The organism is Nocardia sp. NPDC049220, from assembly GCF_040647855.1.
In the GTDB taxonomy this organism is placed as follows: domain Bacteria; phylum Actinomycetota; class Actinomycetes; order Mycobacteriales; family Mycobacteriaceae; genus Nocardia.
This window is the reverse complement of sequence record NZ_JBEZDA010000024.1, coordinates 25848-50139: the sequence shown is the minus strand read 5'-3', so window position 1 is coordinate 50139 and position 24292 is coordinate 25848. Positions and strand designations below refer to the sequence as shown.

The following is a 24292-nucleotide window of genomic DNA, read 5'->3' as shown; positions in this document are numbered from 1 at the left end:
ACGCCCCAGCTGGCTCGCCATCATCATCGTGCTAACCGGAGTCGCGATCCTCAGCATCGGTGAACTCTGGCAAAGCGCAGGCGGATTCGAAGTATCGAACAGCCTAGCCCCACCACACGCGATCGGCGAATACCTCGGCGTCTTCGGCACCGGCCTACGACTAGCCGAAACCATCGGACCAGTACTACTCACAGGACTATGCCTAGGACTAGGACGCCCAGGATGGTACATCACCGGAGCACTACTCCTCACCGCCGGAACACTCACACCCGCCACAATCCGCTGGGCAGAAAAAACCCGACCCAAAACCAACACCCCCATACCCGAACAAACACGATAACCCGACAGGACGGCCTTTTCCTCGCGGTCTGTGGTGCCAGTGCCGGCGTGGGTTCGATGTCGGTCCGGTGTGTCAACGGCCGGGACGTCGGTGGGGAACTGCCGATTGTCTTCTGCGGCTGCGGTGGCACGGGCAGGTAGCGACAGGAGGTTTCGAACTGCCGTTGCCGGGTATTCACCTTGCCGTGACCGCGCTGACCGATGGGTTGGTCTTCTTGCACGACGTGCGGCAGCGCTGAGCTGGTCACACCTGAGCTGATTCGACGGCGGGGTCCGCCTGCGATTTCTGCCGTACAGACCGCGGCCAATCCTCGTGCCACCGAGGGCATCCATGCTCTGCGCCCAAAAATGGCCGTCATTCGTCGCGGTATTTTGTGCGCGCTCGAGATGCTTCGGATCGCGGTCCTGCCGTACTCTATGACGCGTCAGCTAGAGCCTGGTGTGCAAGGAGCCGCTATCGAACACGCCGCGTGACAGGTCATGGCGAGGCCGGGAGCCGACATCGCTGGCGATGAAGTCGAACCCGGAACACGAACCACGCCCGCCTGGCATCCCCGGTGACCATCACGGGGGATGGGGTCCGCCACAGTCCCTGTAAACACTCTGGTTCCAATGTGTAGATGATCGCGTCAAAGCCCCTGCAGAAGAACTAGGCAAATTCAAGCATCAGCTGTCCGAGGGCAACTGATTGCGAACCGCATGGTCGGGTCGAGGTCAGCGGCATCATCTGCCGTGCGAGGCGCGCAACCGGATTTACCTTTGTCTGCTGTGCCGTCGAGGTTTCGGAGTTGCGCGAGTGCCGCGACTCACCTGCATTCCGCGAGCCGAAATATCGCAGTGGTCGTTCGTTTGTGTAGAGAGCGGGAATGAAGCCGCACCTTAACGTAATTCACCGTTGGCGTGACCGTGACGCCGACTACCCGGCGCAGTATGCCGTTCGCCTGCCGGGAGCCCCCGAGTGAATGCGCTGAAACTCGCTCCGGCGCGGCAGGCCACGTTGGCTAGTGTTTATACGACACGGGCTACTGATGCGCTGGCGAGTACGACCGCAAGTTTTGCCATCCCGCTGCTGGTATTGATGACCACCGGATCGACCAGTATGACCGGAATAGCCTTCGTGCTCGAGTGGACGCCGCGGCTGGCGGCATTCAGTTTCACCGGCTCGCTCGTCGACCGCTGGGGTGCTGGTCTCATGGCACGCTACGCCAATCTCATCCGCTCGGTGAGTATGGCTGGGGCCGGAGCGTGCCTGGCGATCCTTCCCGCGTCCGGGGCGGCGACCACCGGTGTCGTGTTGGCCTTTGGAACCATATCCGGTTTGCTGGCCGAAATATCGTTTGTCGCGTTGGAAACAATCGGGGCCGAGTTCGGCCGAAGGTTCGAACACCAGGCCCACCACATACAGTCTGTGAACACCGGAATCGACCAGGGCGCGCTGCTCGCCGGTCCGCTGCTCGTCGGTGTGCTGGTGCAAGCGGGCACGTCGACGGTGCTTTTCGTCGTGGCTGGCCTTTCGGTGGCGGCGGCCATCGGAATACCGGGCGATCTTGCCCACGCCCGGCATTCCGCCACCCCGAGCAATCTACGTATGGGGATGCAGGCGCTACTTCGCGGTCGCGCATTGTTCTGGCTCGTTGTCGGTTTGGCCGCGTGCAACTTGAGCAGCGCCGTATTGCAGGCGGCCACACCGGCCCTTCTGCTGGTGCGGTTCCAACGTTCCGCTGCCGACGTCGGTATGTTGTGGAGCGCCGTCGCGGTCGCGGCACTGCTCGCGGTCTGGGGAGCACGGCGAGCTATCGACCGCTGGCAGGTGAACTTCGTCGGTGCGGCAGCGGCCGCGGCATCCACTGCGGCCTGCCTGGCTGTCGCGATTGTGCCCGAATTCCTCGCGTATGCGATGGCGGTGGTGGTGTTCATGGCTGCGGAGGGAGCGCTGACCGTGGTGTTGCGCACGCTACGAAGCCAACTCATTCCCGCTGAGGGGTTCGGCTCGATACTGTCGGCTTCGATCCTTGTGGTGCTTTTGCCGATGCCATTGGCCGGCGTCTTGGTCGCAGTGGTGCCATTCGACAGCCTCACCCTGCTCTTCCCGGTCTGTGCCGCACTACAGGCAATCCTGCTCTGGCTGTGTTTCCGTAGGCCGCACTGACCTGTGAAGTCACCGAGTCCCTTCGTTACAGTTCGCGAGGTTCACACAATGCCCGACACCGCACAGTCGCTGATCATTATCGTCGGCGGATCCGATCAGCTCTACCGTGAGTACAGTCACGAATGGATCGCAGCGGCCTACTCGATCGCGGTGATCACCGCCGAACCGCCTACCTGGCAACGCCGACTCATTGTCGATCACGAAGTCGCCGATACCCGTGATTCCGACTCGGTCCGGGCGGCAGGGCGGTCGCTGGCCCTCCGCCACCGCATTGCCGGTGTGCTCACCTGGGATGAGTTCGCGCTCATTCCGACAGCCGCCCTGGCCGCTGATCTCGGCTTGTCGGGCAATTCGATCTCCTCGATGAGCGCCTCCCGTGACAAGGCCACCAGTCGGCGAAAATTCGCCGAAAACGGTGTTCCGTCAGCCAAATCCACGCCGACGGACAGTCTGGCGGCCGCAGCCGCCGCCGCCGACCACACCGGATATCCGATCGTGCTCAAACCTGCGTCGTACGCCGGAGCCATCGGTGTCATCCGAGTGGACGCTGCCGAAGACTTACCTGCCGCATGGAGTTTCAGCACTGCGGGCGCGACCGGCCAAGGCCGTGAAGGCAGTGGCGTGTTGGTGGAGGAATACCTGGCGGGGCCAGAGATCTCCGTCGAGTGCGCCACCATCGAGGGACGCACGACGGCGCTCGCGGTAGTCCGCAAAGAGCTCGGTTTCGCGCCATACTTCGAGGAGCTCGGCCACGCGGTGACCGCGGCCGACCCACTGCTGCCCGAGGTCGCTCCCGTGGCTGCCGCAGCGGTGCAGGCTCTCGGTGTCCGAGAGGGGGTGCAACATGTGGAGATGCGCCTCACTGCCACGGGGCCACGGATCATCGAGGTCAACTCGCGCATCGCTGGGGACTTGATCGGTGTTCTCGTCCGGCTCGCCACCGGTCTCGACCTACCGCGCATCGCAGCTGACATCGCCTGTGGCCGGACACCCGAACTGATCCCATCGGAGCAGCAGAGCGCGGCGATCAGAATGCTGTATCCGACGCACAGCGGCATCCTCACGGCACGGGAGGTCTCCGGCGCGCCGGCCGCGGAATATCCCTGGCTGGAGCGGATCTGCTGGGAACGCCCTGTCGGCGACAATGTCATCCTGCCGCCCGAGGGCAATGTGGAGACAGCTCGAATCGGGTTCATGATTGTCTCCGCCGACAGTCAGGCACAAGCCTACGAGCGTCTCGACTTGATCGAAAAGAGACTGGTTCTCCGGGTGTCCCGCGAACAGGACCGAGATTCGGAGTCCGATCAGTCGGTCGTTGCGCAATAGCCTCAGTGGCCGATCACACTGGTTCCCCTCGTTTTTGCCCACAGTTCGCCATGCATTTCTGAAACCCGTAGATGGGTATGTGAGGATGCTTGAAACCGGCTGGCGCGGAAGATATTCGGCGGCGGCCCGGGGCATGCGCGCCATTGTGGACCGTACGTTCGTGGACCGACCTTGCGGAAATTGCCGACACCGTGACGAAAACCTCGCTGACCGGTCCCATGGTCCCCGACGGGATGGCTGTCGCGGCACCCGGTTTCGTGCATTCGCTGCTGCGTGTCGTCGGTTACGACGGGACTATGCTGTCGGGTCGACCCAGAAGGCTGTCATGAAACCTCACCTCAACCGGACTGGACTACCGGTGGTGCACTGGGCTGTCGTACACACTTCTGCCGAGACCGCGCAACGTCGCGTTCGAGCCGAGATGCCGGCTGACCCGACCGTGGAATCGAGCGGTATTCGCCGCAAGTTTGCGGCAGTCGTCGAAACATCCCAATTTCGCCCGTTGTATCCGCACAAGGAAGTCCGGTGTTCTTCGGGGTATTTCGTGCGTACGCACCATGTTTCGGACCGCGACGCCACCGTATTGTGTGACATGTCAGGTATGGGACCCGCGTAAGCAGAGGCGATTGGACACGCGGCCCGACAGAGGTCGTGACAAGGCTGAGAACAACGTCGGCCATCAAATCGAAACCCGGAATCGCAGACTGCTCCGGGTGGAATATCGCAGTAGTCGCTCGAGTGTGCTAGGACTGGAATGAAGCCACACATTGTCGTACTCCACCGTTGGCGTGACCGTTACGCCGAGTACCCTCGCTATATCGATCACGACGACTATGCCGTGACGTATATCTGCCGCGAAATCGCACGGCCGTCGGTCCCGGACACTGTGGCAGCAGCCGTCATCGTCGCCGACCTCGATGATGTCGCCGCGGTGCGCGCGGCTGTCCTCGAACTCTCCGGACGATTCGGAAACCCCCATCGAATCGTCGCCCTCTATGAGGACGACCTCGAGGTGGTCGCGCAGTTGCGACAGGATCTCGATGTCCCCGGTCATCGGCCCCTCGACATCACCAAGTTCCGAGACAAGCTGGTCATGTGCCAGGTCATCTCGGATGCTCAGCTTCCGCTGCCTGCCTTCGCCGATGCTCCTGATACCGCCGCCGTGCTGGAGTTCGCCGACTCGCACGGTTGGCCGGTGATCGTGAAACCGCGATGGGGTGGTGGGAGCGAAGGAGTGATCCAATTGCATTCGCCGTCCGATGCCGCCTTGTTGGCCGAGTCTGCGACCGAGCCGCGTCTGGTGCAACAGTTCTGCACCGACGACATCTTGCACATCGATGGTCTGTGGAGCGATGGCGAACTGCGACCATGGCGCGCGTCGCGGTACCTGACCAAGTGCGGCGATTTCGACCGCGACAACGTACTCAGTTCCGTGGAGATCGACGATCCGGAGGTGCTGTCGCATATCGAGGCGTTCACCCGCACGGTGTGCGCCGCGATGAGCGGCCCGTCGCCACTGGTCTTTCATCTCGAGGCATTCCTGGGTCGCGAGCCGGACGGCACACCGCGAATTCAGTTTCTGGAGATCGCCGCCCGCCCTGGCGGCGCGGAGATTCCGTTCCTGTGGCGCGATGTGCATGGCTTCGACCTGATGGCGGCCGCCACCGCTATTCAACTGGGCCGCCGGCCCGAGTCGGATCCGCTCCCGAATTCCGCTGTGGCCGGCTGGCTTATCATCAAGCCGTCGATTCCGGCTCCGTGCACGGTCACGGCCGTCTCGCAGCCGCAGCAGGTCGACGGCAGCCTGTATGCGAGTGTGCTCCCTGAACCAGGTTCGGTGCTGCCCGCTGTGGCGAGCTATGAGCTTTGCGGAGCCCGATTCCGGTTCGCGGGCGCGACCAGCGCCGAAGTCGAACGGGGAATCCAGCGCATCGCGGCGGATTTCCGGCTGCACTGTGTACCCGGAGAAATCTCGGTGCTGCTCGACGCCGCAGAGGGAGAACTGCAAGGACATCCAACGAGGTAGGTTGCCGAGCACCGCGAGTTCGCCGACGGTCTGATCGTCGGTGACTCGATGGTCCGACCGCCGACTACCCTGCGTGTTCGAGCAGATCGACGGGCGGTGGGTGGCCACGTCTGCGGCGCGCTGGCGCGACTATCCGGTCAGAAAATCCGCTACCAATGCGTTGATCAGGGGCGGATTCTCCAGGGCGGCAAGGTGCGCGACACCATCGAGCACCTGGAATGTCGACCCGGGTATCGCATTCGCCATCGCGCGGGTCTCCGGCACGGCGAAGGTCGCGTCTTCGATACCGGCGACGACCAGCACCGGGGCTGAAATCGTTGCCAACAGTTCGAGTTGGTCGACACGAGCCGGCACAACACTTCGAATGGCAAAGGAAACCGACGACAGATCGACCGACCGCACGGATGCGCGAACATAGTCCACCACGTCGGGTCTTGTCCGAAAAGTCGTCGGCCCGAGGAACGCTTTCACTGCGGATCGAACCAGCGGTCCGCGGAATCCGCCGATGAGACCGGCCAGGCGCAACAGTGCGCCGTACTCGATCCGCTGTCCGAGCCCGGCCGCTGAGCCGGTGCAATTCATCAGGACCGCGCGACCGATGCGATCGGGGTGAAGTGCGGCGAATGTGCCGCCGATCATCCCGCCCCAAGAATTGCCGAGCACGTGCGTGACGTCGATGTGCAGCGCATCGAGGATGTCGACGATGCACTGAGCACAGTCATCGAAGCCGAACATTGCGGTCAACGGCTGGCTGCGGCCATGCCCGGGCGGATCGACCATGATCACGGTGTGCCGTTCGGCCAGACACTCGGCCTGGGCAATCCACATGTCGCCGGTCATCAAGAGGCTGGGCCAGCACAGTATGGGTGCACCCGAACCGGTGATTCGAACCCGAACCGTGCCGAGAACAGTCGGAATCATATGGTCGATGAACGTCTGGGGGTTCGTCATTGAAGCCAGCTCCCACGGCCGATAACCAGATCAACTGAGAACCGGAGGTTAGCACCGGAGCGAGGCTCCCGCCCGATCGACTTCGGCGACAGCACCCGAACTGTTTCTGCGGAGTCTTCCGGATCGGTGCCGATCGCTGTCATCTCGTCCCACGGCACAGGACGGTCGGCACTCCACTGCTCGCTCCGCCGAGGGCCGGCCCACTGCGGGGTGGTTCAGAGGCGGGCGACGCAGACGATGAAATGACGCTGCCCGTACACGATTCCGCTATCGCTGGCGGCGCAGGAGTTGACGTCGACGGTGCCCTGTTTGATTTCCACCACGCGCACTCCGTTCGGTGTGCCGTGGGCCGCGCAGTCGAGGCGTTTCGGACTGCCGGGGATCAGCTCCATGCAGCCGCCGACCACCCAGTCGATGTCCATGCACAACGCGGCTTGCGCGGCGCCCTGCAGGGTGTCGTTGTAGGTGTGGTCGGCGTCGCTGGGGCACGGGCTGTTCGCTGGAGCCTTCTCGACGACCTTGTAGGTGGCGCCGGTGCCACCGCAGGACGACTTCTCGATTCCGCCGGAGCCGGCGAGGCGCACGCAATCGCCGACGTTCACCTGGAGCGTGGTAGCGCTCTTGTTCGCCGCACCGCGCATGCCCGAGGTGGCGGTCGGCGGAGCCTCGGCAGTGGACGAGGGCATTTCGGGAGCTGGCGGCGGCGGTGTGGGCGGTGTGGATGTGGTCGTCGTGCTGCTGGTCTGAGCAGCCTGCGCTGGTTCTTCGTCGGATCCGTTCATCGACACCGCGGCAAAGGCTACGAGCGCCGCCGATAGCGCGGTCCCAACTATGAAGACCGTCAGAGTGATACCGGCACGAATACGTTGGCGCGACACGACACGTCCTCCACGGCTGTAACCCTTCGAACTCGCTCTCGAGGAGATCCGAGTTGTGAGTCTTGCGAATTGAAGACCACGCCATGCATACACTATTCGGCGCGTCCGCGTCGAGCTGATGCGCTCTTCGGCCGGGTTGCCAGAGCGCATTCACGTCGAATATCCGCCTCGGTCACAATCGAATAACGAATTCTACTGAGGCGGTTGGCCGTTCGCCAGGTCTGGCAACAAGGTATGGGGGTTGTACAGTCCACGCCATCCGGCCTCCGGCGCCGGGTCTTGGTGAGAAGGAATTACAGCATGAAGTTCGGCACAATTGCCGCCATAACATTCAGTGCGGTCGCCGCAGTGGGAATAGCCGCGGGTACCGCGAATGCGCAACCCGCGCAAGCGGATCGAGAGATGGTCTCGACCGGCGTCGATCAGGGCGTCGACTATCACACCACGGTCTCCGACGAGACCGGAACGATCACCACCTCCGTCGAGCACGGCACATTCGCGGTCGTCGACAACGGCGCCAAGATCGCGCTGACGTCCGACACCGGCGCTGTCGTCGCCGAAGTTCCGCTGACCTACGAGGTTTCCGGCAGCAAACTGCCGGTCGCGCACGAGATCAGTGACAACGGAACGAGGCTCGCGCTCACGCCGGTCGCGGACGCCAAGGAAATCGGCGAGATGCAGCCGATCAGCTCGATGAACCGGCTGATGACCGAACTCAACAAGAACGTCGCCGGCGTCGTCGTCGGTGGACTGCTCGGCGGGTTGCTCGGAGCGCTGATCGGTCTCGGCTTCTTCAGCATCATCACCGGACCGATCGGCCTGGTCGTCGGTGCGATCGCGGGTGGATACATCATGGGTGGCCAGCCGTTCATGGACGCTCTGATGGCGGTCGTCAACGGCGAGCCCTGATCGGCAGTCGCTCGCGTGAGGGGCAGGCGCACCGCAGCGCGCCTGCCCGTCCGGTCGAGTGGATAGTGGTGAATATCACTTTGATCGCCGTCGTGGCATTACTGTGCCGCCGGCGGCGGCATCCCGATGGGTGGCCGTCGGGTAACCGCGCAAGTACCGACTCGTCATCGGGCGGGTCACGTGGTCTGGACTCCGCGCTCGGTACGCGTGCGATACCACGGTGCCGAGGAAGTGCCGTGGCACAACGTCACGGCGTCGCCGGTCCACTCGGACCGCGTCTATGGAGGTAAGGCAAGCAACCGCGTCAGCGGTCGGCTGGGCCGGACTCGCCGTCGCGTTGCTGGTGGGATAGTCGCCAGAGGAACTCCGGGTCGTCGTCGGGCCCGATAGCGCGCCGACGTCGCGGAGAATGCGCTTGGGGTGTGGTGCGTCCAGCTTTCTCGGGGCCGAACGCCTTCCAGCACAACACCGCGATAGTTACGACCGCGATGAGTGCCAACAGGTATATCACGTCGCTCACCTCCTGATACCGAGGGTAGTCGCGTCCGTGAATCCCGCACACCGCGCACAGGAAATTCTGTCCGCGGGCCCGCGCGGGCCCGAACGCGCCGGGCCCGCGCGTCCTGCGATCAGTGTGCGGTCGCCTCGGTGGTGAGCGACTGCAGCAGTTGGAGTACTTCTGATTCGCGGAACCGGCGATGACCCCCCGGTGTGCGTAGTGACCCGAGGCGCCCGGCATGCGCCCAGCGCGTCACGGTTTTCGGGTCGACGTGAAACAGGGCAGCAACCTGGCCCGGTGTCAGCAGGGTGTCCTGGCCGCCGACGGTGATCGCAGTCATAGCAAACCTCTCCGTTCTCGACAGTTCCCTCATCAGATGGCGCCATCGTCGCACTGAAACCCCTAGGTACTCGAACCACCTACAGTTGGTAAAGGGGAGGTAATAGACAAAACGGATGTGCGCCGCACCCCCGACCACGGGATCGCACCAGGGGTGGGCAACAGCTTCGCATAGGCTGACAGGTGTGCGTGAAGCAACTCCACCGGAAGGTGTTCCTGGGCAGCAAACTGCTGGCACGGGCCGTCGGCTGATTCGCGATCTGGCGCTCTACACACTCGCGAGACTGGCTCTCGTCGTAGTGATCACGGCCGTGATCGTGTTGGCCGCGCGGTTGGTATCGGTGGACATTCCGTTGGTGGTCGCCGCCCTGTTCGCGCTGATCATCGCGATGCCGCTGTCGCTGACGCTGTTCAAGCGACTGCGTGCCAGGGTCAACGAGGACATCGCCCTCGTGGACGAGCGTCGACGCAAGGACAAAGCGCAGTTGCGTGCGCGGTTGCGGGGCGAGAACCCGGAGGACTCTGGGGCGTCCTCGTGAAAACCTGCGACCGAAGCACGCCGCGACACTGGGTCGACAACGCGGTCCGACTGATCGACGCCGACACTCAGCGCAGTGCCGACACGCACTTGCTGCGCTACCCGCTGCCCGTCGAGTGGAACGTCCAGCTGTACCTGAAGGACGAGTCCACGCACATCACCGGCAGTCTCAAGCATCGGCTGGCCCGCTCGCTGTTTCTGTACGCGATCTGCAATGGTTGGGTCACCGAAGGCACCACCGTGGTGGAGGCGTCCTCCGGATCGACGGCGGTCAGTGAGGCATACTTCGCGAAACTGCTCGGCCTGGACTTCGTCGCGGTGATGCCGGCGAGGACGTCGCCGCAGAAGGTCGCGCTGATCGAAGCGCAGGGTGGCCGTTGTCATTTCGTGCAACATCCACCGGATATGTACACCGAGGCGGCTCGGCTGGCCGCCGAGTGCGGTGGTCACTACATGGATCAGTTCACGCACGCCGAGCGCGCCACCGACTGGCGTGGCAACAACAACATCGCTGAGTCGATCTTCGAGCAGATGGCGTTGGAGACCCATCCGGTGCCGGAATGGATCGTGGTCGGCGCGGGGACCGGTGGTACCAGTGCCACGATCGGCCGCTACATTCGGTATCGCCGGCATGCGACGAAGCTGGCGGTGGTCGATCCAGAGAACTCTGCGTTTTTCGGCGGCTACGAGAGCGTGGATCACGGCTATCGGACCGGGATGTCCTCGCGGATCGAGGGCATCGGCCGTCCCCGGGTGGAACCGTCGTTCGTCGGCCAGGTGGTGGATCGTATGTTCGAGGTGCCCGACGCTGCCTCCATCGCGGCCGCCCGGCACGCCGGCGCGCGGCTCGGCCGCCGGGTCGGTGGATCAACCGGTACCAATCTGTGCGGTGCGTTCGCCCTTGTCGCGGAGATGATCGCCGAGAAGTGCAGCGGTAGCGTGGTCACATTGCTCTGTGACGGCGGAGATCGTTACGCGGGAACGTATTTCGATGACGCCTGGGTCGCCTCGCAGGGGTTGAGTCTGGCTGAGCCCGCCGCGATCCTGGACGAGTTCATGGCGACCGGAATCTGGGAAGGCTGAACGAAATACCTGGTGCCGCGCCTTGCGTATGGGCGGCTGGCGGATCTGGCTGAGCGACCCGGTGTCGTTCGTTCTTCGGTAGTGGATTCGAGCTTCCGCGCGGCTCGGTCCGTCAATTTTGATTGACATCAAGCGGGGGGTCAATCAAAATTGACGATATGACGGAAGCAACCACCCTGGCGGCCGCAGCAGGCAGTCCCGACCCCAAGGTCGGGCTGCGCGCGGTGCTCGCGCTGCGTCGGCTGCTCGAACGTCTCGAGGCGATCCAGGTGGCCAACGCCCGCCAACAGGGCTGGTCATGGCAAGCGATCGCGGCGGCGCTCGAGGTCAGCAAGCAGGCGGTCCACCAGAAATACCACCGGAGAGGCAGGACCCACTGATGTTCGAACGGTTCAGCAGATCGGCGCGGGCGGCCGTCGTCGTCGCCCACGAGGACGCACGGGGGCTGCGGGCGCCGAACATCGAGGTCGAGCATGTGCTGCTCGGGCTGCTCTCGCACGGCGACCCGGAACTGAAGGCGCTGCTCGGCGAGGCCGGACTGACCCACGAGAGCGTGCTGAAAACGCTGGCCACCCAGGGGAAAGGGGAACCGCTCGGTGCGGAAGACGCCGACGCCCTGCGCTCCATCGGCATCGATCTCGATGCCGTGCGCGAGTCGTTGAAGGCCGAGTTCGGCGAGGACGCGCTCGACCGCGCGCTGCCCGAACCTCGGCGCGGGCCGTTCGGTTGGGGGCGCGGCGGCGGAAACTTCGGGCACATCCCGTTCGGCAAGGACTCGAAGAAAGTGCTCGAACTCGCACTGCGTGAGGCGCTCGGCCGCAGGGACAAGTCCATCGAATCCGGGCACGTATTACTGGGGATCCTGCGGGCGCCCAATCAGACCACCGTGCGCCTGTTCGGCGGCTCCGGCGCGATCGACGACTTGCGTCCGAAGGTGCACGCGCTACTGGACCATGCCGCGTGAGCGCGCGGAGATGCGCTGTCGCGATATGCGTTTTCTGGCAGCACATGTCCGGCTCGCGGGCCTAGCATTGGCGCATGCAGCTTCTGATTCGGTTGATCATCAACGCGGTGGCCATCTGGCTGGCCGCCGCCTGGGTCACCAATATCGACATCGTCAGCCCCACCGACCAAGGCGACGGCGTCAAGATCGTCGTCGTGCTCATCGTGGCCGTGGTGTTCACGGTAGTGAACGCGCTGGTCAAGCCGATCGTCAAACTGCTGTCGTTGCCCCTGGTGATCGTGACGGTCGGGCTGTTCCTGCTGGTGATCAACGCGCTCATGCTGTGGCTCACCGCGGAGATCACCAAGGCGTTCAGCGACTACGGGCTGCGAGTCGAGGGTTTCTGGGCCGCGGTACTCGGCGGCATCATTGTCTCGATCGTCAACTGGGTACTCGGCATCCTGGTCCCGGACGGCGACTAGGAACTGACGCGGGCTCGTTAGCCGAGCCCGACCGCCAGCGCGGTGACCGCCGACCAGACCAGCAGTGCGAGGCCGGAATCCCGCAGAGCGGGAATCAACTCGAGTCCGCCCTTACCGTGGCGCACCGGCGTGTTGGCGCGTACCGCCAGCGGCACGGCGACCAGGCCGACCAGCGCCCACGGGGTCCGGGCCACCAGGATCACCGTCGCGAGGAACGGCACCGCGAGCAACGCGAGGTGCAGCGTGCGGGTGCGCGGATCACCGAGCTTCACCGCGAGGGTGACCTTCCCGGACTCGGTGTCGGTCGGGATGTCGCGCAGGTTGTTGGCGACGAGCACGGCGCTGGAGAACGCGCCCACCGAGACCGCGAGCAGCCCGCCGACCCAGTCGATCGACTTGGCCTGCACGAACTGGGTGCCGAGCACGCCGACCAGGCCGAAGAAGACGAAGACCGCCACTTCGCCGAAGCCGCTGTAGCCGTATGGCTTGCTTCCTCCGGTGTAATACCAGGCGCCGGCCAGACAGGCCACGCCGACGAGCAGCAGCCACCACGCGCTCGTGACGACGAGTATCAGGCCGAAGACCGCACCGATGGCGAGACTGACGATCGCGGCGCTCTTCACCGCGGCCGGCGAAGCCAGTTTTTGCCCGACCAGCCGCAGTGGGCCGACCCGGACGTCGTCGGTGCCGCGGATACCGTCGGAGTAGTCGTTGGCGTAGTTGACGCCGATAATCAGCGCCAGCGAAACAAGCAGCGCGAGAATCGCTTTCCACCACACCGCGCCGTCGACGGACGCGGCAGCGCCGGTCCCGGCGAGCACCGGGGCGATCGCATTCGGCAGGGTACGCGGTCGCGCACCCTCGATCCATTGCGCTGCAGTAGCCATCTCCGCAGCCTAATGCGCGCCGCGCAGTCAGGTCGTTTCGGCCGACGCCGCCTGCTGCAGCCGGGCGAGTCCCTTTTCGAAGTCCTTGCCGACCAGTTTGTCCATCGGGATGAACCTCCCGACCAGGCCCATCAGTCCGGACTGCTGTCCGGACATCCGCCAGGTCACCTCGGTGCCGGTCTCGACCGGGTCGAGGGTGAAGGTCACCTTATTGGTCGCTTTCATCGGTTTCAGGAATCGCAGGCGGACACCGATCTCGTGTTCGGCGCTCGCGACGATCTCCATGCTGCCCGCGCCGGCCTTGCGGTTTCCGCTCCAGGCATAGCGCGCGCCGACACCGGACGCGGCGCCGGAATAGCTGCGCTGTATCTGCGGGTCGAGATCCTCCCACGGCGACCACTTGGTCCACTCGTGAAAATTGTCGATCAGTTTGCGCACTCGGGTGGGTTCGGCCGTGATCACGGCCGACCGGACCACTTCGAACTCAGCCATGCGGTCAGCCTAAGCCACCGACCACCAGGAATGGGGGCACCGAAATCGTGTCGGCCCGATCAGCCCAGCTCGCATACGATGACCGCGGAATGTTTTCGGATCAGAGCGGCCCGAACGGCCACAGTCGAGCATTGACGGCGCCCGCAGGCGAATCGGTCGTCGTGGCCCTGCTGGGCGAGGTCGCGCTGCGACGCGATGGCGTGCTCACACCGCTGCCGGGCGCCCGCTCCCGGCTGCTGCTCGCGGCGCTCGCGCTGCGACCCGGTCGCAGCCGCAGCGCGCAGGCCCTGATCACCGAGGTCTGGGACGAGCACCCGCCGCGAGCGCCGATGAATGCGCTGCACACGCAGGTCTCCCGGCTGCGGTCCGCCCTGCCCGACGGTGCGTTGGAGATCGGCCCCGCGGGCTACCGGTTGACCCTCGGCACTGCTCGGGTCGATCTGACCCTGGCCGGCGAGCTGGCGCAGCAAGCGGGCCGACGCCGCGCGGTGGGCGATCTCGCCGGGTGCCTGATGGCAGTGCGGCATGCGCGGGCGTTGTGGCGCGGCGAACCCGGCGCCGACCTGCCCTCCGGTGATCTAGCCGACGAATTGCGCGCCGTCGCCGGGCATCGGCTCGCCGAACTCGACGCCCTCGAACTGGCGGCGCGGGAGTCCGGCGGCGACATCGACGGCGCGCTACGCCTCGCCCGCCACCGCGCCGCCGCTGACCCGTTGGACGAGCCCGCACAACAGACCCTGATGCGTCTGCTCGTCGGAGCCGGCCGCGCCAACGAGGCGCTGGAGTCGTTCGCGGCCTTCCGTTCCCGGCTGGCCGAGCACCTCGGCATGGACCCAGGATCGGCGCTCGTCGCGTTGAATACCGCGATTTTGCGCGGGGAACCGGTGGGCCAGGTGGCGATAGCGCCGCAGTCCGCGACCGTCGGGGCAGCGGTATCGCACGCTGCCGGTGTCTCCCGGACCGTTTCCCTGTCCAGCGCACCGCGCTCGAGCGAAAACACCGATGTCGCAGCGGAATTCCAACAAAACAACGCGATCGGCCTGCGTGCTGCGCCCAATGCGCTGCTCGGCCGAGAAGCCGATCTCGGCGCGATCGCGCAACTGCTGCACGGTTCTCGGGTGCTGACCGTGCTCGGCCCGGGTGGCGCGGGAAAGACCAGGATCGCCAACGAGATCGGTGCACGCGTGGCGGCCGCCCGTCCGGTGGTGCTTGTCGAACTGGCCTCGGTGCGTGCCGACGGCGCCCAAGCCAGAATCGAGGTCGAAGCAGCGATCGCCGGGGTGCTCGGCGTGGGCGAGGTCACCTTCGACACCGCCACGCTGCGTTCCCGGAAAGCCCTCGACGCCAGGCAGCGCCTGCGCGATGCGGTGTCGGCCCGCTCGATGCTGCTCATCCTGGACAACTGTGAGCATCTGATCGACGCCGTTGCCGTGGTGGTCGCCGATCTGATCGGCAGCGCCGAGCGTCTGACCGTGCTCGCCACAAGCCGGGCGCCGCTGATGATCACCGCCGAGACCGTGTATCCGCTGCCGCCCCTGTCTATCGACCCCGCGGGTTCGCCCGCGACCGAGCTGTTCGCGGCGCGAGCCAAGGCGGTGCGCCCTGGGGTTCGGCTGGACCCGGACGTCGTCGCCCGCCTCTGCCACACCCTCGACGGACTACCGTTGGCCATCGAGCTGGCCGCCGCCCGAGTACGGGTGATGAGTGTGGAGGAGATCACCGAGCGGCTGGCCGATCGGTTCGCGTTGCTGCGCCACGGCGACCGCAGCTCACCGGAACGGCATCGCACGCTGCACGCGGTCATCGACTGGAGCTGGAACCTGCTCGACACCCCGCAGCAGGTGGCGCTGCGCCGATTATGCCGATTCCCGGCCGGTTTCACGATGGCGGCCGCCGAGGCGGTAGCGGGCGGGACGGCGGTGGACGACGTCGCAGCGGCGGTCGACGGTCTGGTCAACCAGTCACTGCTCACCGTGCTGGACCACGAAGCGCTCGGCACCCGGTACCGGATGCTGGAGACCGTGCGGGAGTACGGCGAGGAGCAACTGATCCGCAGCGGCGGCGAGGCGGAATCGGTCGACACCGCGGTGATGCGGTGGGCCAAGGACTACGCCGACAACGCCGCGCACCGATACCTGACCGGCGACCAGGTCGAGTGGGCGCTCTCGGTCGCGCTGGAGCTGGACAACCTCCTCGCGGCGCTACGCTGCGCGGTCGAACGGCGGGATGCGACAACGGCGTACACGGTTTTCCCGGTCATGTCCGTGCTGTGGGTGGTTCGCGGCTCGCACACCGAGGTGATCAGCTGGACCGCACGAGTCATCGAACTGGAACCGCGCTACACGGGCGCCGACGCGCCGTCGGCTGACCTTGTGCTCACCACCTACCAGATGATGTTCGTGCACCTCGCGTACGCCGGTGGCAACGCTCGCATGCTCGCCCGGTTGCGCCTGCGCGTGCGTCGGTTGCTGCGCAGCCGCGTCGACCTCACCGAGAGCAACCTCTTCATCGGCCGGGTCCTTCTCGCCCGGGCCGACGGTGCGGGCCTCGGCAGACTGATCGCCGACGCCATCCGATCGAACGATCCGCAGACCCGTGCCACCGCATTGCTGTTGCGCGCCAACATCCGGGAGAACCTCGGCGACGTGCGCGGCTCGACCGTCGACGCGACCCGAGCGCTCGAGCTCTTCGAGCATGACAAGGTCTGGAACACCGCCATAGTGTGCCGGCACCTCGGCCAAGTATGCGGCCAGATCGCGCACTACGCGGAATCGGTGACGTACTACCGCCGTTCGCTGGAAATGCTGCAGCAACTGGGCGCCTACGAAGATACGGTGGAGACCCGCAGCATGCTGGTGGCGTCGCTGGTCGGCATCGGCGAACTCGAGCAGGCGGCGCACGAACTCGACCTCGCGCTCGCCACGGTGGATATCGAGAGTTCGACCGGTGGGCACAATTGGCTGCTGGCCACCGTCGTGCAGAGTTCGGCCGAGGTGGCGTTCGCGGAGGGCGACATCGAGGGCGGACTGCGCCGTTACCAGCGCGCCCTCGACCTGTGTGGTTGGCCGGACAGCTCGGCGGGCCCAGGACCCGGCCCGCTGATGCTCGCCTCCGCCGCACTGGACGCACAGGTGCTGCACGGAGCAACCGACTCCGCCGCGACACTGGCCGCGCGACTGATCGAGATCACGCTGCCGATAATGACGCCATTTCAGGATCTGCCGCAGATCGGTGCCGTCGCCGGTGCGATCGGCTCGTATCTGATCGCCACCGACCGAGACGTGGCGCGCGGTCTAGAGCTGCTCTCGCTGGCCCCGAATATCCACTGCCGCCAAGACTTTCCCTCGATGCGCTGGGCCAGGCACGCGGACGCCGCGGACGCGGCACTCGGTGCCGGCCGGGTGACCGAGGCGCGCGACCGGGTACGCCACCTGCGCCGCAGGGACTCCGCCCAGCGCATCATGCGAATACTCGGTGAGCTGAACATACCTCGCTGACGCCGCCCGCGGCGCAGCCGACGACGGTACGCCGGGTGACCCGATGCCACCCGGCGTACCACCTCGTACCTCATGCCCGACGCATGTACGCCTTGACGGTCAGCGGGGCGAAGATCGCTATGACGACCAGCGCGCCGATCAGCGACCAAGCCAGGTCGCCGCCATACTCGCCGCCGTTCATCAGCGCCCGGCACACGTTCACCATGTAATACACCGGATTTGCGTGATTGAGCCCCTGCATCCAGCCCGGCATCGTGGTCACCAGAGCGAAGGCGCCGGACATGAACGTCAACGGGAACATGATCATCATCGAGATGCCCTGCACGCCCGCCGCGCTCTTGCCGGTGACACCAACCAGCGCCCAAATCCAACTGATCGCAAACGAGCAGGCCACGATGACCAGGCCCGCCGCGACCACGCCCACCACACCGCCAGCAGGGCGGTAGCCGATGCACAGCCCGACGAGGATGGTCAGCACAGTCGCGATCACGTAGCGCACCATGTCCGCGATCAGCGCTCCGGCCAGCGCGGAAATGCGCGCGATCGGAAGGGATTTGAACCGGTCGAACACGCCTTTTTCCATATCCTCGCGCAACTGGGTGCCGGTGACAACCGAAGTCAGCACCACGGTCTGCACCAAGATGCCGGGAATCAGGATCGGCAGATAGTCACGCACGCTGCCGCCGATCGCGCCGCCGAAGATGTAGGCGAACAGCGCGGTGAACAATATGGGCTGCACCGTCACATCGAACAGCTGCTCAGGTTTGTGCTTGATCTTCAGCAGCCCACGGTAGGCCATGGTGAACGAGTTCTCCACCGCCTGGTCGAGCGGAATGCGGTTGCGCACCTCGGGAATCGGCGCGGGTGCCGGATGAGGTGCCGTAGTGTCGGTCGCGGTGAGCGTGGTCATGCCGCGCTCCTTTCGGATTCGTCGGTGCCATCTTCGGCCGGGTGGCCGGTGATGGTGAGAAAGACCTCGTCGAGGCTGGGTTTGCTCACCGTGATCTCGTCGACCTCGATCTCCCACTCGCGCAGGCGAATCAACAGGTCAGCGGTCACGCCGGCGTCGGACAGCGGGGCAGTCAGCCTGCCCGCCTCGGCGGTGACCTGCGCCTCGGTGCCGAGGAAATCGCCGACGATACGGCGCGCGTCGTCGAGTTGGCCGCGATCGACCAGGGTCAGATGTAGCGAAGAACCGCCCACCGATGCCTTGAGTTCGTCGGCGGTGCCGTCGGCGATCACCCTCCCGTGGTCGATCACCGCGATCCGGTCGGCCAGCTGGTCGGCCTCATCCAGATATTGCGTGGTGAGCAATACGGTGGCACCCTCGCGGACCAGACGACGGATGGTCTCCCACATCTGGGCGCGGGTACGCGGATCCAGGCCGGTGGTCGGCTCGTCGAGGAACAGCAGCGGCGGAGTCGCGATCAGGCTGGCGGCAAGGTCGAGCCTGCGCCGCATGCCGCCGGAGAAGTTCCGCAGCGGCTTGTTCGCCGCCTCGGTGAGGTCGAACTCCTCCAACAGTTCGACCGCCTTGCGTCGGGCATCGGTCCGGCTCAGGCCGAGTAGACGAGAGAACACAATCAGGTTCTCCGTGGCGCTGAGATCCTCGTCGACCGAGGCATACTGGCCGGTGACGCCGATCAGGGACCGAACAGCCGTCGGCTCCTCGACCACGTCGTGGCCGAAGATCCGGCCGCGGCCGCCGTCCGGGCGCAACAGCGTCGCGAGCATGCGGATGGTCGTAGTCTTACCCGCGCCGTTCGGTCCGAGCACACCGTAGACCGAGCCGCGCGGCACCGCCAGGCTCACCCCGTCCACGGCTCGCTGTTCGCCGAACACCTTGACCAGGCCGTCCGCCTCGACGGCGAGCGCTGCGGTTGGTGCGAAAGAAGTCATGCCATGACTGTGGCGGCCCTGACTTGCGTCGCCCTTGCATGGCTCTGTCGTCGGCAGCGCCTGCGGCGCTGCGCGTTCGCGGCCCTTGTGTGACTCGCGTCCGAGCGACCGCTGCTCGCGACTTCGTCGCGGGCGCGGCGGCCACTCGGACGCGAGCCGGGCCGTTTTGGGCCGCGACGCCTGCTTTTAGGGCTGGTTCGCCTGGTAGGTCCGGTTTGCTGGCAATGCGTCTCGCTGTAACTGCGGAAGCCGTTGGGGCCAGCGGGTGGCGGGCGGCCGAATGCCAGCCTCTTCGTAGTTGCGCACCGTCTGCTGGGAGAGGGCTACTGCTCATGCCAGATCCACCGGCCGCGTCGATCTTTTGAAGGTTGTCCAACTGTAGGCGACGGCCGACCACCGAGACGTTCAACCGACAGTTCAAAGTTACGATCAGAGGGTGTGAACATCCAACCCGAGCGTCCCACCCGCCGCGAGCCGCGTACTCCAGACTTCATGTTGACCGTGGACGAGCTGAAGGCAGTGACTGCCTTCGCCGTGGCCTCAGCTGAGCGAGCGCTCCCGCTCTTCGAGGCGCACCGCCCCCACGACAGCAGACCTCGTGCGGCGCTCGAGGCCGCCACTGGTTTTATTCGAGGAGACCACCGGTCCCGCGCCCAGCGTGTGACGGCGCCCGCCGCCCACCGGGCCGCGAAGGAATCAGCGTCGCCTGTCGCATTCCACGCCGCGATGGCCGCCGGAGATGCCGCCGCGTCGGCATACCTGCATCCGCTGGCAGAGGCAGCCCAGGTCAACCACATCCTGCGCGCATCTGCGCATACCATCCGCGTCTTCGAGATGTGCCCCGGCGAAGAAGGGGCTGTGGGCAATTCGGTCGAGCACATCGCAAACCTCGCAACCCCGGTGCTGATCGACGTCCTGCACCGTTACCCGAGGATCGGTGCGGGCACGAATAGGATCAGCCGACTCGTGCACGAACTCGACGTCCATCTACGAGACCAGCTTCCAATCCCGCTCGGACGGCACGACCGAGCGTTGGAGTGGCGATGATCCTGCCCGAGGTCCGCGATCCCCGCCTGGTGACCATCCGTCGGGGTGGCTCGCTGACCGATGTAGATCATCGGTTGCTCGCGCTGTGGGCAGCAGTATGCGCGGAACATGTTCTGGGCTATTTCGAGCGCGAGCGGCCCGACGATCCACGGCCACGAGACGCAATCGCCGCTGCCCGAGCGTGGGCGCGTGGCGATATGCCGATGATGCGGGCGCGCGCGATAGGGGGGCACGCGATGAGCGCTGCCCGGGCCCAGATCGGGGCCGTCCGCTTCGCGGCCTACTCGGCCGGACAGGCCGCATGCGTCGGACACGTCGCCGAACACGATCTCGGCGCCGCTGCGTACGCGATCAAAGCAGTGCGAAGCGCACAACCTGACAATTCCCAGGCAGGCCGGATCGAGCGTGATTGGCAACGCGATCAGCTCCCCGATTCGGTCCGCGGGCTTGTCCTCGAAGACCAAAAACGACGCAACAGCATCTGCTGGTCAGCCTTCTCCGACTGAGACTCGCCCCTTCGCCGTAGGTCGCGGCAGCCCAGGCCGCAGCGAGCCCTGCGGCGACAGTTATCGCTGGCTGGAGCCGCTCTCGAGCAATTCGCGCAGGAAGCACAGGGGACAGATGGGATCGAAAGGAGTTGTCGTGTGGATTCGCGCGGACAGTGCCGGTTCCGGCGGTGTTTCGTCCGGGGCTGCTGCCGCGATCGTGGACTGCAGACTCAGTGCTAGAGAGATCGCTCCAGCGGCGATGATATTCGGCGTGTTATGGCGCACGAGGTCCTCCACCGCGATGAGATGAGTTCTCACGGTATCAAGGTCCGTACCGCCGATTGACCTACTCGGAATTTTCAGCCGTGCTCCGCGGGATGTCGACAGTGGCTGCGGCGCTGGCTTGCGGCGCTGGCTTATTCGCCGACCATGCTTGTGGCCGGGTCGAGCTGTCATGTCGGCCCGAGCATCTCGTGCTGGACGCGGGAATTCAAGTGGGTGAGTATCGGAAAGCTGGATCGTCGTCGAGGACCGAGGACCTAGTGTGTCGAGTTGGTGAGAAGGTGTTCGCGGAGCTTGGCCCGGTCCGGCTTGCCCGGGCCGCGCAGTGGGAGTTCGTCGAGCAACACCAGTTCGCGCGGCGCGGCGATGGAGTCCAGTTCCGCGAGTACATGGTCGCGTAGTTCGGCGAGGTTGGGCGCTGTGCCCGCGTTCGGGACCACCGCGGCCGCCACACGTTGCCCGAGTCGATCATCCGGTAGCCCGAGTACGACGACCTCGTTGATCGCCGGATGAGTGATCAGCACCGCCTCGACCACCTGCGGAAACACCACCAAGCCGCCGGTCATGATGGCCTCGTCGAGTCGTCCGGTGATGCTCAGCACGCCGTCTTCGAAGGTGCCCGCGTCTTCGGTGCGGAACCAGTCCGGTTCGGCGAAGGCGGGATGGTCGGGCTGGTTGCGGTAGCCCGAGGCGATCATCGCGCCACCGAGCACCACCCGGCTGTCCTCGATGCGCACCGTCGTGTCGTGCAGCGGGACGCCGTCGTACACGCAGCCGCCACAGGTCTCGCTCATGCCGTAGCTGCGAACCACGGTGATTCCGGCGGCCCGCGCGCGCTCGTAGACCGGAAGGGGGGTCGCCGCGCCGCCGACGAGCACGCCGTCCAGGCCGGCCAGTGCCTTCGTCGCGACCGGTGCGTCCAGCGCCTTGATCAACTGTGTCGGGACCAGCGCCGTGTACCTGCGGTCGCCGCGCATACCGGCGATGGCGCCGGCCAGCGCCTCGGGCAGGAAGCCGCCAGACACGTCGAGCACCGTGGGTTCGGCGCCCGCCAGAACGCTGCGCAGCAGCACCTGAATGCCCGCGATGTGGTGGGTCGGCAAGGCCAGCAGCCAGCTGCCCGGACCCCCGAGGCGGTCGTGCGTCGCGGTGCCGCTGGCACGCAGGGCCGACGCGCTGAGCATCGCGCCTTTCGGCACGCCGGTAGTACCGGAGGTGGTCACCACGAGAGCGACCTCGTCATCGATCGGCTCACCCGGTGACAGAGCGTCACTCAGACGCCGTGCCTCGCGGCGGTCGCTGGTGGGAATCGGCAGCCAAGCCGGCCCGCTGCCCTCCATCGCCTCCCGCAGATGCGGTATGACCTCGCCGATGCCTGATCCGGTGGGCATCGGCAAGGTCCGCAGTGTCCTGCTCACGACTCGCCTCGCCGTTCGCCCGACTCCGTCGTGCCAAGAGGCGCTGCCGCGCGAACTCGCTCGCTGCGCTCCCGCACGGTGGACATGGCTCGCTCGCTGCGCTCCCGCACGGTGGACATGGCTCGCTCGCTGCGCTCCCGCACGGTGGACATGGCTCGCTCGCTGCGCTCCCTCACGGTAGGGATCGTGTCATGCCCGCGTCGCCGCATGGGGAACGGGTCGGTCTAGCGGAGTCGAGCGCACCAGGGTGCGGCCATTCGGACAGATCGGACTCAGGGTCGCCAAGCATCGAGACTGCGATTCATTCGTCGGACGTAACGCGGACGTGGTTCCCGGACATCGGCGGTCGGTGACCATGGACCGTCATCGTCCTCGATGGTTGCCGTGTCGGCAACTCGGTCACGCGCTCCGACATGCCGAACGGACCGATGTCACTCTGTCGACCAGCGCGAATCCCGTCGAAGTGGATGCAGGCGCGGGACCTCGACGAAGACGATCGGTACCCCGTCGGGATCGCGCACCCACATTTCGATCAGTCCCCATGGCTCCTCGACCGGTGGCCGGTCCAGCGCGATTCCCTTCAGTGCGAGTTCGGTGGCCGCGTCGAACACATCGCGAACCTGCAACCAGATGGCGCCCTCGAACGACGACGAGTCTCCCGATCCGCCGTGCGCGGCCACCTCGATCAACGACTGGCCCGCGAAGAAGACCGTGCCGGCGGGATATTCGCGCGCGATGGCCAACCCCAGCCCGTCGCGGTAGAACGCGAGGGTGACCACGTAATCGGCGGGGCGCAGGATGATTCGGCTGCTGAGGATGTCCATGTCAGAAGTGCCAGGGGTAGGGGTTCCAGTCCGGTGTGCGCTTCTGCAGAAACGCGTCACGGCCCTCGACGGCTTCGTCGGTCATGTACGCCATCCGAGTCGCTTCGCCCGCGAACAGTTGCTGACCGACGAGCCCGTCGTCGAGCAGGTTGAACGCGTATTTCAGCATCCGTTGCGCCTGCGGGGATTTGCCGTTGATGTCGGCGGTCCACTCCAGCGCGACGTCTTCGAGTTCGGCGTGGTCGACCACCTTGTTGACCGCGCCCATCTGGTGCATCTCCTCGGCGGTATAGGGGCGGCCGAGGAAGAAGATCTCGCGGGCGAATTTCTGGCCGACCATCTTGGCCAGGTACGCGCTGCCGTAGCCGCCGTCGAAACTGCCGACATCGGCGTCGGTCTGCTTGAAGCGGGCGTGCTCGCGGCTGGCCAGGGTGAGGTCGCAGACCACGTGCAGGCTGTGTCCGCCGCCCGCGGCCCAGCCGTTCACCAGCGCGATGACGACCTTCGGCATGAAACGGATCAGTCGTTGCACCTCCAGGATGTGTAACCGGCCCGCGCGGGCCTGGTCCACCGTGTCCGCGGTGTCGCCGCTGGCGTACTGGTATCCGCTGCGTCCGCGGATGCGCTGATCGCCGCCGGAGCAGAAGGCCCAGCCACCATCTTTGGGGCTCGGACCGTTACCGGTGAGCAATACCGCGCCGACGTCTGGCGTCATCCTGGCGTGGTCGAGAGCCTGAAAGAGTTCGTCGACCGTATGCGGGCGAAACGCGTTACGCACCTCCGGCCGGTTGAACGCGACGCGGACGGTGCCCTGTTCGATATGCCGGTGGTAGGTGATGTCGGTCAGATTCTCGAACCCGGGTACGGGTCGCCACAGCTTCGGAGTGAACGTCACGCCTGTGATTATTGCTCGGCATCGGCCCCGCGCCGCCGCGCCGTCGGTCGCGGGTGGGTGCGATGGTTCCGACTTGACGGTGTAAAACCAGGCGTTACCGT

General features: G+C 65.7%; 25 protein-coding genes and 1 pseudogene. 14 read left to right on the top strand and 12 right to left on the bottom strand.

Going from position 1 to position 24292, the window contains the following annotated elements; translation table 11 throughout:
- The 4 genes and pseudogenes from AB0C34_RS29195 to AB0C34_RS29180 form a co-directional block, all read left to right on the top strand.
- Positions 1-340: pseudogene (locus AB0C34_RS29195) on the top strand (hypothetical protein); the annotation flags it as partial.
- Between the two features lie 957 nt (positions 341-1297).
- A complete protein-coding gene (locus AB0C34_RS29190) occupies positions 1298-2488 on the top strand; it encodes a hypothetical protein (protein WP_357079861.1) in 1191 nt (396 codons plus the stop codon).
- Between the two features lie 48 nt (positions 2489-2536).
- The gene (locus tag AB0C34_RS29185; RefSeq protein WP_357079858.1) at positions 2537-3814 is read left to right on the top strand and encodes an ATP-grasp domain-containing protein; all 1278 of its coding nucleotides are present in this window, start codon (positions 2537-2539) and stop codon (positions 3812-3814) included.
- Between the two features lie 754 nt (positions 3815-4568).
- Positions 4569-5840, top strand: a complete 1272-nt coding sequence (locus tag AB0C34_RS29180) for a hypothetical protein (RefSeq protein ID WP_357079855.1) — start codon at positions 4569-4571, stop codon at positions 5838-5840.
- 129 nt (positions 5841-5969) lie between these two features.
- Here the strand turns inward: AB0C34_RS29180 and AB0C34_RS29175 are convergent, their stop codons facing one another.
- Both AB0C34_RS29175 and AB0C34_RS29170 read right to left on the bottom strand, forming a co-directional pair.
- Positions 5970-6791 carry an alpha/beta hydrolase gene (locus tag AB0C34_RS29175; protein ID WP_357079853.1) on the bottom strand — a complete coding sequence of 274 codons (822 nt, stop codon included), beginning with the start codon at positions 6789-6791 and terminating at the stop codon, positions 5970-5972.
- A 215-nt stretch (positions 6792-7006) separates the two neighbouring features.
- A complete protein-coding gene (locus AB0C34_RS29170; protein ID WP_357079850.1) occupies positions 7007-7393 on the bottom strand; it encodes a hypothetical protein in 387 nt (128 codons plus the stop codon).
- Between the two features lie 7 nt (positions 7394-7400).
- On the opposite strand from AB0C34_RS29170, the gene AB0C34_RS29165 reads away from it, so the two are divergent.
- Positions 7401-7538 (top strand): hypothetical protein, encoded by a 138-nt coding sequence (locus tag AB0C34_RS29165; protein WP_357079847.1) that lies wholly within the window; start codon positions 7401-7403, stop codon positions 7536-7538.
- A 431-nt stretch (positions 7539-7969) separates the two neighbouring features.
- Positions 7970-8578 (top strand): hypothetical protein, encoded by a 609-nt coding sequence (locus tag AB0C34_RS29160; RefSeq protein ID WP_357079844.1) that lies wholly within the window; start codon positions 7970-7972, stop codon positions 8576-8578.
- Between the two features lie 304 nt (positions 8579-8882).
- Here the strand turns inward: AB0C34_RS29160 and AB0C34_RS29155 are convergent, their stop codons facing one another.
- Both AB0C34_RS29155 and AB0C34_RS29150 read right to left on the bottom strand, forming a co-directional pair.
- Positions 8883-9089, bottom strand: coding sequence for a hypothetical protein (locus AB0C34_RS29155; protein WP_357079873.1), 207 nt, complete (start codon positions 9087-9089; stop codon positions 8883-8885).
- 118 nt (positions 9090-9207) lie between these two features.
- Complete coding sequence (locus AB0C34_RS29150) at positions 9208-9417, bottom strand: BldC family transcriptional regulator (RefSeq protein ID WP_327110406.1); 210 nt, start codon at positions 9415-9417, stop codon at positions 9208-9210.
- Positions 9418-9601: 184 nt separating this feature from the next.
- On the opposite strand from AB0C34_RS29150, the gene AB0C34_RS29145 reads away from it, so the two are divergent.
- The 5 genes from AB0C34_RS29145 (at position 9602) to AB0C34_RS29125 (ending at position 12462) form a co-directional block, all read left to right on the top strand.
- Positions 9602-9955, top strand: coding sequence for a DUF4229 domain-containing protein (locus tag AB0C34_RS29145; protein WP_357079840.1), 354 nt, complete (start codon positions 9602-9604; stop codon positions 9953-9955).
- Positions 9952-11037, top strand: a complete 1086-nt coding sequence (locus AB0C34_RS29140; RefSeq protein ID WP_357079837.1) for a PLP-dependent cysteine synthase family protein — start codon at positions 9952-9954, stop codon at positions 11035-11037. The genes AB0C34_RS29145 and AB0C34_RS29140 overlap by 4 nt, the downstream gene beginning before the upstream one ends.
- 158 nt (positions 11038-11195) lie before the next feature.
- A complete protein-coding gene (locus AB0C34_RS29135) occupies positions 11196-11417 on the top strand; it encodes a helix-turn-helix domain-containing protein (protein ID WP_357079835.1) in 222 nt (73 codons plus the stop codon).
- Positions 11417-12001: a Clp protease N-terminal domain-containing protein gene (locus tag AB0C34_RS29130; RefSeq protein WP_357079832.1), complete on the top strand. Its 585-nt coding sequence runs from the start codon at positions 11417-11419 to the stop codon at positions 11999-12001. The genes AB0C34_RS29135 and AB0C34_RS29130 overlap by 1 nt, the downstream gene beginning before the upstream one ends.
- A gap of 74 nt (positions 12002-12075) precedes the next feature.
- Positions 12076-12462, top strand: coding sequence for a phage holin family protein (locus AB0C34_RS29125; protein WP_357079829.1), 387 nt, complete (start codon positions 12076-12078; stop codon positions 12460-12462).
- Positions 12463-12479: 17 nt separating this feature from the next.
- Here AB0C34_RS29125 and AB0C34_RS29120 read toward each other — a convergent pair whose 3' ends face one another.
- Positions 12480-13349: a 1,4-dihydroxy-2-naphthoate polyprenyltransferase gene (locus AB0C34_RS29120; RefSeq protein WP_357079826.1), complete on the bottom strand. Its 870-nt coding sequence runs from the start codon at positions 13347-13349 to the stop codon at positions 12480-12482.
- A 27-nt stretch (positions 13350-13376) separates the two neighbouring features.
- The gene (locus tag AB0C34_RS29115; RefSeq protein ID WP_357079823.1) at positions 13377-13841 is read right to left on the bottom strand and encodes an SRPBCC family protein; all 465 of its coding nucleotides are present in this window, start codon (positions 13839-13841) and stop codon (positions 13377-13379) included.
- Positions 13842-13972: 131 nt separating this feature from the next.
- Here AB0C34_RS29115 and AB0C34_RS29110 point away from each other — a divergent pair, with 131 nt between their 5' ends.
- Complete coding sequence (locus AB0C34_RS29110; RefSeq protein ID WP_357079821.1) at positions 13973-17338, top strand: BTAD domain-containing putative transcriptional regulator; 3366 nt, start codon at positions 13973-13975, stop codon at positions 17336-17338.
- A gap of 70 nt (positions 17339-17408) precedes the next feature.
- Here AB0C34_RS29110 and AB0C34_RS29105 read toward each other — a convergent pair whose 3' ends face one another.
- Both AB0C34_RS29105 and AB0C34_RS29100 read right to left on the bottom strand, forming a co-directional pair.
- Complete coding sequence (locus tag AB0C34_RS29105; protein ID WP_357079818.1) at positions 17409-18248, bottom strand: ABC transporter permease; 840 nt, start codon at positions 18246-18248, stop codon at positions 17409-17411.
- Positions 18245-19237 (bottom strand): ATP-binding cassette domain-containing protein, encoded by a 993-nt coding sequence (locus AB0C34_RS29100; protein WP_357079815.1) that lies wholly within the window; start codon positions 19235-19237, stop codon positions 18245-18247. The genes AB0C34_RS29105 and AB0C34_RS29100 overlap by 4 nt, the downstream gene beginning before the upstream one ends.
- 438 nt (positions 19238-19675) lie before the next feature.
- Here AB0C34_RS29100 and AB0C34_RS29095 point away from each other — a divergent pair, with 438 nt between their 5' ends.
- Complete coding sequence (locus AB0C34_RS29095; protein WP_357079811.1) at positions 19676-20284, top strand: putative immunity protein; 609 nt, start codon at positions 19676-19678, stop codon at positions 20282-20284.
- On the top strand, positions 20281-20790 hold the full coding sequence (locus AB0C34_RS29090; protein ID WP_357079808.1) for a putative immunity protein: 510 nt from the start codon (positions 20281-20283) through the stop codon (positions 20788-20790). Before AB0C34_RS29095 ends, AB0C34_RS29090 begins: the two co-directional genes overlap by 4 nt.
- Before the next feature lie 521 nt (positions 20791-21311).
- On the opposite strand, the gene menE is transcribed toward AB0C34_RS29090, so the two are convergent.
- The 4 genes from menE to AB0C34_RS29070 all read right to left on the bottom strand — a co-directional run bounded on the left by menE (position 21312) and on the right by AB0C34_RS29070 (position 24191).
- A complete protein-coding gene (menE, locus tag AB0C34_RS29085) occupies positions 21312-22445 on the bottom strand; it encodes an o-succinylbenzoate--CoA ligase (RefSeq protein WP_357079870.1) in 1134 nt (377 codons plus the stop codon).
- 23 nt (positions 22446-22468) lie between these two features.
- The gene (locus AB0C34_RS29080; protein WP_357079805.1) at positions 22469-22648 is read right to left on the bottom strand and encodes a hypothetical protein; all 180 of its coding nucleotides are present in this window, start codon (positions 22646-22648) and stop codon (positions 22469-22471) included.
- A gap of 255 nt (positions 22649-22903) precedes the next feature.
- On the bottom strand, positions 22904-23296 hold the full coding sequence (locus AB0C34_RS29075) for a VOC family protein (RefSeq protein WP_357079802.1): 393 nt from the start codon (positions 23294-23296) through the stop codon (positions 22904-22906).
- 1 nt (position 23297) lies between these two features.
- Positions 23298-24191 carry a 1,4-dihydroxy-2-naphthoyl-CoA synthase gene (locus AB0C34_RS29070; RefSeq protein WP_357079799.1) on the bottom strand — a complete coding sequence of 298 codons (894 nt, stop codon included), beginning with the start codon at positions 24189-24191 and terminating at the stop codon, positions 23298-23300.
- Between the last annotated feature and the right edge of the window lie 101 nt (positions 24192-24292).